This is a genomic window from uncultured Desulfovibrio sp. (assembly GCF_910584445.1).
In the GTDB taxonomy this organism is placed as follows: domain Bacteria; phylum Desulfobacterota; class Desulfovibrionia; order Desulfovibrionales; family Desulfovibrionaceae; genus Desulfovibrio.
Genome location: NZ_CAJUBO010000031.1, coordinates 1 through 11,792 on the forward strand (window position 1 = coordinate 1; position 11,792 = coordinate 11,792).

Below are 11,792 nucleotides of genomic sequence, written 5' to 3' on the forward strand. Positions count from 1 at the left end.
TGGGCATCGAGATGATGCTCTTTGTCCGCAACCAGATTCTGACTCAGGCGGGCGTTGCCATGCTCAGCCAGGCCAACAGCCTGCCACAGATGATGGTGGGATTGCTGTCGGCCTAGCTCCGGTCGCCTCCCCGCAGCGCCCTTTCTCTTCCGGAAACAGGCTCGACCAGCAGGCCGCGCGCATCAAGCCCGACAGGGCGCGCCTCCACAAGGGTCCGATGCCCGCTGGCGGCGCCTGCCGGCAGCGGAGAAGCGAAACGGCACGGCACATAGTATTCATTGACGCCCTTTTGAAGCCCGTGCCCTCCTGTCGGCGCTCCATCGTCCGGCGCAATGAACATTCGTGGCAGTTGCCGTTGCGCTTCCCAAAAGTGGCGCCGCCTCCGCTCCACCGCCGCGCGCGCCGTTGCGGCCCGTTCCAGCCTGAGCCTTGCCGGGAGGTGCCCTTCAAACCGTGCCGCCGCCGTACCGGGACGCCGCGAATAGGGGAAAACGTGGGCGTAACTCAGGGGCAGGCGCTCCACCGTTTCCAGCAAGACCTGAAAATCCTCTTCGGTCTCGCCCGGGAAGCCCACAAGGATATCCGCGCCCAGACCCATGCGCGGCCAGAACGACGCCATCTCCGCCAGGGCCGTTTCCAGCATGGCGGCCGAATAGTGGCCCCTGCCCATGCGCCGCAGCACCGCCTGGCTGGCATGCTGGAGGGATATGTGCAGATGCGGGCAGACCATACGGCAGCCGGCCAGCACCTCACGGCCACGCATATCCAGCTGTGACGGCTCCAGCGAGCTGACGCGCAGGCGCGCCCGGCCCGCAAATTCCGGCGCAAGCTCTGCGTCAAGAAAGCGCAAAAGCCGCCAGAAGTCGCCATATTCCGGCCTGTCACGACCGTATTGCCCCAGGTTGATGCCCGACAGCACAAGCTCCACATGGCCCGCGGCCAGAAGGGTCCGCGCTTCGGCCAGGGCTTCCTGCGGGGAGCGGCTGCGCGGCGCTCCCCGCGTCTGGGGCACGATGCAATAGGTACAACGGTGGACACAGCCATCCTGGACCTTGAGGACGGCCCTCGCGCGACTGAAGGCCCTGATGCGGAACGGCGGATAGCCCTGAAGGGCCTGTTCCCCGCAGGCATCCGGCCATGGGCCGTCCAGAAGGCTCGCCTTTGCCTCATTGCCCAGGCAGAGATCAGGCTCTGCCCACGCGGCGCCGGGACGCGGCCGGAATGTCTGGAAAAGCCGCGCCGCACAGCCCGCAAGAAGAATGCGCGCCTCCGGCGCGGCCCGGCGGACGCGGAAGACGGCATTGCGCGCATCCCGTTCCGCCCGCGCAGTGACGGCGCAACTGTTGATCAGGACGACATCCGCCGCGTCGGGCACCGGGACGGGGCTGCCGCCACGCGCCTGCCAGCTCTCGCGGATCGCCTGGCTTTCGTACTGGTTGACCTTGCAACCAAATGTCATGATATGGAATGTCCAGGGAGCCATGCACCGTTGTGTATGCAAAAGCCCCCGCCTTGACAAGCCGTTGTCCGCCGGAGCATGTTCAGCCATGCGTATCCTGCCTGTCATCCTGCTCATCCTGACGCTTCTGCCGTTCCCCCCGCCAGTCACGGGCGCGCCGCCGCACAGGGCCGGGGATCCTCCCCGTCCGGAGGGCATGCCCCCGGAAGATGCGCTCGACCTCCACTGCCTCCGGCAAGCGTATCCCGCCATCCGCGCCCTTGAAACAGACAGCCGGCAACGGCAATGGCTGGTGTTCGCCGATGGTCGCCGTGTCCTCTACCGGGACGCGGCGCGGCCGATGGTCCCGGACGGCTCCCCCGTCCATCACGGTGAGGGGGATGTGGCTTCCAGCATGGCCGTTCCCTACCCTCTGGAACCGGAGCGTCCCCCGACCCCGCCCGGGTTTGCCCCCGGACGTCTGCGTTCCCCGGAGCTGCTCGCGGCGCTCTATGGCGGCGACCGGAAGGCCGTGGGCGCCGGCCTGCAAACCGTCCTGTGGCAGGGGCGCCCTGTCAGGCTCAGCGCGCCGGCGGCCGGGGCGCTTGCCCAGGTGGCCGGGCGCCTGGACCCCGTTCTGGCGCTCCAGCCCGCGTTGCGGCCCTACCTCGACCCCGAGGGCGGCTTCGCCTGGCGGCGCATCGCCGGCGAGGACAGGCTCAGCCCCCATGCCTTCGGCATCGCCATCGACATCAATGCCAGACGCGCGCCCTACTGGCGCTGGAGCCGCGCGCGACCGCATCCCCTCCAGCAAACCTATCCGCCGGAAATCGTCGCGGCCTTTGAAGCCGAGGGGTTCATCTGGGGCGGCAAATGGCATGAATACGACCTCATGCACTTTGAATACCGCCCGGAGCTGATCTGCAAGGCCCGACTGCTGCGGAAAAGGGCGCAAGATGCTGCCCCGCATGTGGAACGGCGCTTGCAGGAGGAGCAGGGGCACGAGTAGCTGTCCGGAAAAAGCTTCCATGCGGCATTTCTTCAACAGGGAGCGCGCAATGCCCATCGAATCCAGCAACCTCATGGCCCGGAATTTTGTTTCGCATGCCGCGGACGAATCCAAATACAGCAAGGCCAGGGAAGCCGCCGCGGATGCGCGCGGCCAGATGAACAACCGCCAGAACAGCATCCTGCTTGCGGGCATGGCGGCATGCGCCGCAGAGGACACCCAGAGCAGAAGAATCCTTGAGGGCAAAAAGGCCGCGCGGCGCATGGGCCTGGACATGCAGCAGAACGTTTCCGAGAAGAACCGGGAAGCGCTGGACAGGCTCAAAAAAGAACGCGAAGAACGGACGCGTCCGGAGGAGGAAACCCCGGATGCCGGGGCCGCAGGGCGGGAAGAGGCCGCGGGCGCGCCGGACCCTGCGAAAAAACATGACGCGGGGGCTGCAACGGATGCGGTGGAGAGGCCGGCGCCAGGCCAGCCTCAGCAGATCGTTGCCGGGGATGTCGATCTCACGGTCTGAGGCACGCGCGCCCCCTATGGCTCCGGACGCCATCCCTTGCACACGTCGACCCAGGCGGCGGCGCCGGAATACGTTTCCAGTTCCGCCATATCCAGCTCAATGGCGCTGTTGCTGCTGCCGCACGCGGGAAAGACGGTAGCGAACCGTTGCAGCGAAACATCCAGATAGACGGCAACGCCATCCCTGACGGCAAACGGGCATACCCCGCCCACGGCATGGCCCACGAGCGCTTCCGCCTCGGCGGGCGTGAGCATCTTCGCCTTTGTGCCGAAACGCGCCTTGTAGCGCGGGTTGTCGATGCGGGCATCTCCCGCCGTGACGATGAGCATGGCGTGGCCCTCCACCATGAAGGAGAGCGTCTTGGCGATCCGGCAGGGCATGCAGCCCAATGCCCGGGCCGCCAGTTCCACCGTGGCGCTGGATACCTCAAATTCCCGCACCCGTTCCGCCATGCCGTGCCGGGCGAAAAAGGCCTTGACATCCTCTATGGACATGGTCCCCCCAAAAATGAGAAAAGGGGTCACGGCAGATACCGCGACCCCTGAAAATTGTGGTCGGGATGGCGCGATTTGAACGCGCGGCCTCAGCGTCCCGAACGCTGCGCTCTAGCCAAGCTGAGCCACATCCCGCCAAAAATGAATCTAGGCCATCGGCAAAAAATTGGCAAGTTTTTTTTGTTTGTCAAACGCGGACCTCTGGCGTATCATCCTTAAAAATATCGCGGAACAGATGAAAACTTCATGCGGAGTGGATGTTTTTATGATCCGTGTTCTTGTGGTCGATGATTCGACCTTCATGCGCCATGCCCTGGTCTCCATGCTGGAGCAGGACCCGGAGATCAAGGTCGTGGATACGGCGCGTGACGGTCAGGACGCGCTGGACAAAGTCTCCCGCCTTGATATCGACGTAATAACCCTTGACGTGGAGATGCCGCGCCTGGACGGCCTTGAAACGCTCAAGCAGATCATGAAGACCAACCCCCTGCCGGTGCTCATGGTCAGCTCCCTGACGGAAAGCGGGGCCGTGAGCACGCTCAAGGCGCTCGAATACGGCGCGCAGGATTTTATCCCCAAGACGCAGAGCAATGACAGGGATGCCTTCGGCGAGGAGCTGCGCCGCAAGGTCAAGGCCATTGCCCGCCGCAAGAGCATCATCCGGCTCAAATACCACCATCATGCCGCCCCGCAGCCCGCGCCGGCGCCACGTCAGGCGTCTTCCGTCTGCAGCGTGGCCTCGGCCTGCAAGGGTCCGCGCGATCTGGTGGTCATCGGGGTCTCCACCGGCGGGCCGCCGGTGGTGCAGAAGATCCTTTCCGCCCTGCCGGCTTCCCTGCCCGCGTGCGTCCTCATTGCCCAGCACATGCCCGCGACCTTTACCGGGCCTTTCGCCAAACGGCTCGACAGCGTGAGCCAGATTTCTGTGACGGAGGCCGTGGACGGGGACAAGCTCAAGAACGGACATGCCTATGTGTGCCCCGGCGGCATGCATATCGGCGTGCGCCTGCGCGGTCCGCTGCCGGAAGTGTCCGTGACCGAAGAACCCAGGAACGCGCTCTACAAGCCCACGGTCAATGTCCTGATGGAAACGGCGGGCATGATCATGGGCCGCCGCGTTCTCGGCGTCATGCTCACGGGCATGGGTTCGGACGGGGTGGACGGCGCGCGCGTCCTTCGCGAAAAGGGCGGCTGCCTCATTGCACAGAATGAAGCCTCCTGCGTGGTCTATGGCATGCCCAAGGCGGTTGTGGACGCCAACCTCGCCAACCTGGTCCTTGACGCTGACGAGATCGCCAGCGCCATCATCACAACGGTCAAAGGCTGACCCTCCCAAACGAGAAGACACCATGAGCATGGAAACTCCTCAAGCCAGCGCGCCGGACATTCTGGATGCCTTGAGATCCGGCGATAACGACGCAGCCCGCAGCGCGGCTTTCAGCGCTGGAGATCTCGCTCTGGCCGAGGCCATCCCCTTCCTCTGCGAGCGGATCAAGAGCGGCAACATCGGGGTGCAGGAGGCCGCGGAATATGGCCTGCGCAAGATCCGCGGCCCCAGGGCCATTGAGGCGCTCCTGCCCCTGCTTGCCAGCGACGAGGCCCCGGTGCGGAACGTCGCCATGGACATCCTGCGCGAGATCGGCGTGGATGCCATTGATGCCATGCAGCCCTATCTGCGCGGTGACGATGCCGACCAGCGCATCTTCATCACCGACATCCTCGGGTACTGCCGCAGCCACAAGTCAGCCCTGCTGCTGGGCGAGGCGCTTCTCAAGGACCCGGAAGTCAACGTCCGCTATCAGGCCGCGGTGAGCCTGGGCAATCTGGCCTTTCCCGAATCCGTGGGCAGCCTCTGCCAGGCCATGCATGATGAGGAATGGGTCCAGTTCGCCGTGGTGGAAGCCCTGGCAAAAATCAATGACCCCGCCGCCATCAGCGCGCTGATCAAGCTTCTGCCTCTCTCCTCGGTCCTGGTGAGCGCGGCCATCGTCGATGCCCTTGGCGAGCTTGGCGACATCAAGACGGTGCCCATGCTCTTCAACGCGCTGGAGAACGTCAACGTCATCCTGCGGCACAAGATCGTCAAGGCCATCGTTCAGATCCTCAGCGGCCGTTCGCTTTCGCTGCTGGCGCCCAAATCCCAGGAACGGCTTCGCGTGTATCTGCTGGACGCGCTCACGGACAATGACGAAGAGATCCAGATCGCCGCGCTCCAGGGCCTGAGTTCCATCGGCACCAGCGAGGCCAGCAACGACATCCTCACCCTCGCCCATACCATCGATCCCGAGCGGCAGGCGGAACTCTACGAAGCCGCCATCCGCGCCCTGGCGGCCATCGGCTACAATGAAGTGGTGCGTGACGCCCTGCGCAGCGATGACGAAACCAGGATCATGATCGCCATGGAAGCCTGTCAGCTCATGGACGACAAACGGCCGCTCGAAGAGTTCAAAAATCTCTTCTGGCGCGTGAGCCGCGAGCTTCAGCGTGCCGCCGTGGCCGAAGTCGCCCACCTGGGCAGCTGCGACGATGTGCCCTTTTTCCTCTCGATCATCGACGAATGTTCCGATGCCGAAGTGCTCAAGAGCGCCCTTGCCTTCTTCGGCAATCAGCATACCTGCCCCGATGTGGAGGATGTGGTCTTCAACCAGCTTGACCACCGCTATGTGGACGTGAAGGAAATGGCGCTTGAAGCCTGCATCAACCTGCACAGCCCCGCGCTCAACGAACGCTTCAAGGAGCGCGCCCGCAGCGACGACGTCATGCAGCGGATGATGGCCGTCTATGCCCTCGGGCGTTACAGCGTCACCGAAAATATCGCGGAGATCACCGACGCCCTGGAGGACGCCGACCCTGCCATCCGCCGGGTGGCGGTGGAAGCGTTCCTGAATATGGGCACCGCGGCCGAACGCTACCTGCCGCGTCTGTTGCCGCGTCTTTTCGATGAGGACAAGGATGTGCGTCTGGCCCTTGTGGACCTGCTGGGCCAGATCGGCACGCCGGCTGTGATGCCGCACCTTGTCACGGCGCTGCGCGATGAGAACGACTGGGTCCGCATCCGCGCCATCGAGGCCCTGGGCGTGAACAAAAATACCGAGGCAGTGCCCACCCTTGCCGAGATGCTCGAACACGCCGAACCCATGGTGGTGTTCCGCATCATTGAAGCCCTGGGCCGCATAGGCGGCAATGTCGCCTTCAGCGTCCTTCTGGGCATGACGGATCATGAAGACCCGGAAATCCAGCATGCGGCGGCAGATGCCGTGGCCGCCATCCAGGCCGAACAGGAGTAGTTATGGCGACCCCTCCTTCGCAAGACAAACCTTCGTTCTTCAAGGCCGGCGACACGGCGCAGCGTTCCGCGACCGCCGCCGCCCCGGCCTCGCAACGCCGTGACGCCGAGGCGGATCGTCCGACTTCCCTGTACAAGCCGCGGCAGCCTTCCTCCTTTTCCACCGGCGCCACGGACAAGGAGAGCGCGCAACGCCCCTTCGCCACGGATCGCGCCACCTCCCCCTTTGGAACGCCGGGGCAGGCGGGGGCAGCGGCACGGCCGTTCTCTTCGCTGCGTACGGGCGCCCAGGCGTCGCCCGCCGAGGGCGCGCCATCGCGCTTTTCGTCCCTGACGCGCCAGGCGGCCCCCGCGGCCGGCGCGCAACCGGCCCCGCTCCGTTCCACGGCCTTCGGCGCAAGGCCGGTCTCCATGCGTTCGGCCGCCGGCGGGGAACCAACGCCGTCCCCCACCAGCGCCTTCCGCAGCAAGGAAGAGACCCAGGCGCCCAGGGCCGCCTCGCCCTTCCGCAAGGATCTTCAGATCAGCGATGAGGAGTTCCTGCTGCTCCGGGATTTCATCTACCAGCAATGCGGCATCTTCATTGCCGAAAACCGCAAGTATCTGGTGGAAAATCGTCTCTCCAACCGCATCAAGGAACTGAACCTCAAAAGCTATAACGAGTATTACAATTTCCTCCGCTTTGACGCCAGCCGCAAACAGGAGCTGAACAAGCTTTTCGAAGTCGTCACCACCAACGAGACGAGCTTTTTCCGCAACCCGCCGCAACTGGAAGTCTTTCAGCGCGTGGTGCTCGGCGAGGCGCTGGACCAGTGCCGCAGGACCGGGCAAAAAAAGCTGCGCATCTGGTCGGCAGGCTGCTCCACCGGCGAGGAACCTTATACCCTCGCCATCATCCTGCACGAAACACTCAAGAACGACATCAGCAACTGGGACATCAAGATCACGGCCAACGACCTTTCCGAGGCCGTTCTGGCCGCGGCGCGCCGGGGCATTTACAACGAATATGCGTTACGCACCACGCCCAAGGAAATGGTGGACAGGTACTTCCACAAGGACGGCAGCGTTTACAAGCTGGATGCCGCCCTCAAGCGCCTGGTCTCCTTCGGCCAGATCAATCTCAGTGACAAGGAACAGCTCAAGCGGGTGGAGAAGTCACAGATCGTCTTTTGCCGCAACGTCATCATCTACTTTGATGACGACATGAAGCGCAAGGTCATCAACGCCTTCTATGACAATCTGCTGCCCAAGGGCGTGCTTCTCATCGGCCATTCGGAATCGCTGCACAATATCAGCCGCGCTTTCCAGCTTGAGCACCACAAGGGCACCATCCTGTACCGGAAAATAAGCTAGCGGAACATGCCCGCCCTGCGCGGGGCATGCGCCCGGCCTGCGGAACGTGTGTGAATGCGAAAGTTCTGACGATCGCCAACCAGAAAGGAGGCGTGGGCAAGACCACCACTTCAGTGACGCTCGGCAGCGCCCTGGCGCGAATGGGCAGGAAGGTCCTTCTGCTGGACCTTGACCCCCATGCCTGCGCGACGCTCCATGCGAGGATATTTCCCGAAGATGTCACGGCGAGCCTGTATGACATCTTCCTCTCCGAAGAAGAGGCATGGCCGTCGCTCTGGTCCAGGGTCATCCATACGGGCGCGCTTCAGGGCATGGATATCGCCCCCGGGCATATCCGGCTTTCGGAACTCGAAGTGGATTTCCGCGAACGCCGTGCCAAGGGAGCGGTACTCACGCGCAGCCTCATGGCGCTGAAAGACAGGTATGACTTCATCATCCTGGACTGCCCGCCCCATGCGGGCGTCCTTCTGGTAAACGCCCTGGTGGCTGCGGACTTGCTGATTATTCCCATCCAGACGGATTTTTTCGCGCTGCATGGGTTAAAGCTGCTCTTTGACACGCTGCATATCCTGAACAAGGTGCTCCCCACCCCCATCCGGTACCGCGCCGTGCCGACCATGTATGACAGGAGGGCCAAGGCATGCACGCGGGTCCTGGAGCTGATGCGGCACAAGATGGGAGAGGCCGTTTTTCGGACGGTCATCAGCGTGGACACGCATTTTCGGGAGGCAAGTGCCCGCGGCTGTTCCATTTACGATATTGATGCCCGCTCCCGGGGCGCGCTCGGCTATGCAAGCCTGGCGCAGGAAGTGCAGGGTTTATGGTGAAGACACCCGAGGAGTATTTTTCCGGTCTTGACCTCACATGCGCCGGACAAGGCGCGGGTGGCGGCTTGAATGACGCGGAACGCGCGTTTGTTGAAAAGTACGTCGGCATGGAAATGCTGGAGCGGCTCCCTGCCGTCGCCGCAGCAGATGCGCCCCCACCCGTGCGGTCGCCCGCTCCGGCCGCGGTGTCGCTACGGGAACGGTTGCAGCGTGAAACCCGCATCCAGATGGTGTCGTTTTTCGTCCAGGAGCAACTCTTTTTGCTGCCCGTGGCCGGCATCCAGGAGGTTTTGCGTCATATAGAGCTTGTCAAGGTTCCCCTGGCGCCATCATTTGTGGCCGGCGTGGTCAATCTGCGCGGCCGGGTGACGCCGCTGGTCCTTCTTGCCGAGCTTCTCACCGCCCGCAAGGGGGAGTATTCCGAACGCAGCTCCATCATCGTCTGCGGAACGGAAATGCTGCAACTGGGGCTGATCGTGGACAAAGTACATACCATGCACATGGTGGAACAGGAAAAGATTCTGTGGAATGCGGAATCCAAACTGGGGGAAAGCGCGGATTTTCTTTGTGGCGTTGTCGATCTGGATGACCATGTTCACGGGATGGTTTCCCCGGATATGATCACGCAACGTCTGCTCACAGCATGATGCGATGATGCGGACAAAACTACTGGAAACTGTGGCAGGAGTGCCGCCGCGCGGACGCGCATTCCTTCAGCGCAACTCACGCCGGGCTTTCGCGCAGCTCGACAGGACGTTCGGGAACAGGTGTCAAAATGAAACACATCATGGTCGTCGATGATTCAAAGACCATTCGCAATCTCGTGGCCTTTGTCCTCAAGACCGAAGGCTTCAAGGTAACGACCGCCGAGGACGGGCTGGACGCTATTGAAAAGCTTTACAGCCTTGAGCCGGTCGATCTGATCGTCTCTGACGTCAACATGCCCCGCATGGACGGCTTCACCTTCATCAAGACCCTGCGGACGCAGGACGCCTACAAGGACATCCCCATCATCGTCCTTTCCACCGAAGGCCAGGAGCAGGATATCCAGACAGGCATGAGCCTTGGCGCCAATCTCTACATGGTCAAACCCGCCCAGCCGGAAAAAATGGTACGGAATATAAAGATGCTTCTTGGCTAGCCGATAAGACCAGCAGTACATTCCCGCCGGGAGCGGCGCTGCTTTTAGCCAAATGAAGGAATGGGTATGAGCCAAGAATTCTTTGATCCGGAACTCGTTGCCGACTTCATCGCGGAAGCCAAGGAACATCTTGAGACCATCGAACCCAACCTCCTCGAACTTGAGAAGGCTCCCGACAATCTTGCCCTGCTGAACGATATTTTCCGGCCCATGCATTCCCTCAAGGGAGCATCCGGGTTTCTTGGCCTGAACCGCATCAATCATCTTGCGCACAAGTCGGAAAACATCCTTGACGAGCTTCGCAAGGGGAGCATGCAGGTCACGTCCGAGATCATGGACGTCATCCTTGCTTCCACGGACGCCCTGCGCCAGATGATCGAAAACCTCGAAAGCACCAATGCCGAGGGCGATGTCGAGACAGAATCCATCATGGCGCAGATCGACGCCATCATGGCCGGCGACAGCGCCCGCCCCGCGGCGACGGCTGCCGATGCTCCCCAGGACGCTGCCGTCGATGCCGCCACGCCCCCTGCGGAAGAGGCGCCTGACGAGGCCGAGGCCCCCGCGGAGGAAACATCCGCCGAGGCCGCGGCCCCTGAGGAAGCTCAGGAGAACACGGCTGCGGAAGCCCCGCAGCCTGACGCCGCCCCCGCGCCGCAGCCGGTTGCCGCGGAGGCAGAAAAGCAGCAGGGCATGAGCGCCAAGGAATGGGTGGCAAGCCTGCCCAGCGGTGCCCCCTATGCCCTGACGGCCTTCGGCGAGGGGCATCTCAAGGATTTCATCGACGAATCCTATGAAATCATCGCCAATCTGAACGACGGCCTGCTTGACCTTGAAGAGAACCCCACCGGCCGCGACGATCTGGTCAATGACCTCTTCCGCTATTTCCACAACATGAAGGGAAACAGCGGCATCATCGGCTATAACGAGCTTAATGGCCTGACGCACGAGGCGGAAACGCTGCTCAACAACGTGCGCCAGGGCAAGATCACGCCGAGCCACGAACTTATCGACCTTCTCCTGCTGACGGTGGATGTGATGGAAGGACTTGTCCAGACCATCGATGTCCCCGCCTGTCAGGCCACCCCCTTTGATACTAGCCCCATCGTCAAACAGCTCCAGCTCGCCCTTGCCGGTGAAGGCATTGCCCTGCCCCCGGCGTTGCGGGCCGCACAGGTCCCCGCGCCGCAGGAAACCGCACCGGCTGCCGCCGAAACAGGAGCCGCGCCCGCTGAAACAGGCGCCGTGGAAGTGGTGCAGCCCAGCATCATTCCCGTGGGCCTTGAAAATGACGATGTCGATGTCTTTCGCGTCACGGTCAAGCAGCAACAGGAAATCATCAGCGCCGCGCTGGCAACGCTGCGGAAAGACGGCGCGCACAAGGATTCCATCGACGCCCTCTATCGTTGCCTCATCGCCATCAAGAATGCCTGCGGTTTTGTAGGTCTGGACGAGATCAAGATCTACGCGGAGCGCACGGCCGGCATCGTGGATCAGGGGCGCACCACCGGCATAGATTTCACCCTCATGGTCGACCTTCTCGGCCAGGAGACCGACATCATCAACGACATGGTGCAAAAGGCCCTGGACGAGGGCAAGGTCTGCGCCACGAAAGAGGAAAAGGACGAGGCCCCGGCCGCGACGGCGGAGTCCGCGCCCGCGGCCGCATCCGTGGCGCCCGCCGCGCAGGCGGCCTCCCCTGCCGCGCCCGCCGCGCCGGCGCCTGC

Annotated in this window: 12 protein-coding genes and 1 tRNA gene; 10 read left to right on the plus strand and 3 right to left on the minus strand. The window is 63.0% G+C overall.

The genetic code is table 11. The features are described 5' to 3' along the window. Window positions 1–116, plus strand: a 116-nt coding sequence (locus QZ294_RS10855; protein ID WP_297050934.1) for a flagellin, incomplete at its 5' end; no start/stop codon positions are given. Here the strand turns inward: QZ294_RS10855 and QZ294_RS10860 are convergent. Beyond that, the gene (locus QZ294_RS10860) at window positions 113–1,459 is read right to left on the minus strand and encodes a MiaB/RimO family radical SAM methylthiotransferase (RefSeq protein WP_297050861.1); all 1,347 of its coding nucleotides are present in this window, start codon (window positions 1,457–1,459) and stop codon (window positions 113–115) included. The two genes, QZ294_RS10855 and QZ294_RS10860, sit on opposite strands and share 4 nt — an antisense overlap. An 88-nt stretch (window positions 1,460–1,547) precedes the next feature. Here QZ294_RS10860 and QZ294_RS10865 point away from each other — a divergent pair, with 88 nt between their 5' ends. Both QZ294_RS10865 and QZ294_RS10870 read left to right on the plus strand, forming a co-directional pair. Next, the gene (locus tag QZ294_RS10865; RefSeq protein ID WP_297050866.1) at window positions 1,548–2,447 is read left to right on the plus strand and encodes a M15 family metallopeptidase; all 900 of its coding nucleotides are present in this window, start codon (window positions 1,548–1,550) and stop codon (window positions 2,445–2,447) included. A 49-nt stretch (window positions 2,448–2,496) separates the two neighbouring features. Beyond that, a complete protein-coding gene (locus tag QZ294_RS10870; RefSeq protein ID WP_297050872.1) occupies window positions 2,497–2,964 on the plus strand; it encodes a hypothetical protein in 468 nt (155 codons plus the stop codon). A gap of 14 nt (window positions 2,965–2,978) precedes the next feature. On the opposite strand, the gene QZ294_RS10875 is transcribed toward QZ294_RS10870, so the two are convergent. Together QZ294_RS10875 and QZ294_RS10880 are read right to left on the minus strand one after the other, a co-directional pair. Beyond that, window positions 2,979–3,458, minus strand: a complete 480-nt coding sequence (locus QZ294_RS10875; protein ID WP_297050879.1) for a YbaK/EbsC family protein — start codon at window positions 3,456–3,458, stop codon at window positions 2,979–2,981. A gap of 57 nt (window positions 3,459–3,515) precedes the next feature. After that, a tRNA-Pro gene (locus QZ294_RS10880) sits at window positions 3,516–3,593 on the minus strand. A 130-nt stretch (window positions 3,594–3,723) separates the two neighbouring features. Between QZ294_RS10880 and QZ294_RS10885 the strand changes: the two genes are divergently transcribed. From QZ294_RS10885 to QZ294_RS10915, 7 genes are all read left to right on the plus strand, one after another. Next, window positions 3,724–4,785: a chemotaxis response regulator protein-glutamate methylesterase gene (locus tag QZ294_RS10885; protein WP_297050888.1), complete on the plus strand. Its 1,062-nt coding sequence runs from the start codon at window positions 3,724–3,726 to the stop codon at window positions 4,783–4,785. Window positions 4,786–4,807: 22 nt separating this feature from the next. After that, entirely contained in the window at window positions 4,808–6,745 is a 1,938-nt protein-coding gene (locus QZ294_RS10890; RefSeq protein ID WP_297050893.1) for a HEAT repeat domain-containing protein, read from the plus strand. 521 nt (window positions 6,746–7,266) lie between these two features. Further along, window positions 7,267–8,097 (plus strand): protein-glutamate O-methyltransferase CheR, encoded by an 831-nt coding sequence (locus QZ294_RS10895; protein WP_297050937.1) that lies wholly within the window; start codon window positions 7,267–7,269, stop codon window positions 8,095–8,097. 50 nt (window positions 8,098–8,147) lie between these two features. Then, entirely contained in the window at window positions 8,148–8,924 is a 777-nt protein-coding gene (locus QZ294_RS10900; RefSeq protein WP_297050906.1) for a ParA family protein, read from the plus strand. A 65-nt stretch (window positions 8,925–8,989) separates the two neighbouring features. Continuing rightward, window positions 8,990–9,571 (plus strand): chemotaxis protein CheW, encoded by a 582-nt coding sequence (locus QZ294_RS10905; RefSeq protein ID WP_297050917.1) that lies wholly within the window; start codon window positions 8,990–8,992, stop codon window positions 9,569–9,571. Between the two features lie 128 nt (window positions 9,572–9,699). Further along, window positions 9,700–10,065, plus strand: a complete 366-nt coding sequence (locus QZ294_RS10910; RefSeq protein ID WP_165077276.1) for a response regulator — start codon at window positions 9,700–9,702, stop codon at window positions 10,063–10,065. Between the two features lie 66 nt (window positions 10,066–10,131). After that, window positions 10,132–11,792, plus strand: a 1,661-nt coding sequence (locus QZ294_RS10915) for an Hpt domain-containing protein (RefSeq protein ID WP_297050926.1), incomplete at its 3' end; no start/stop codon positions are given.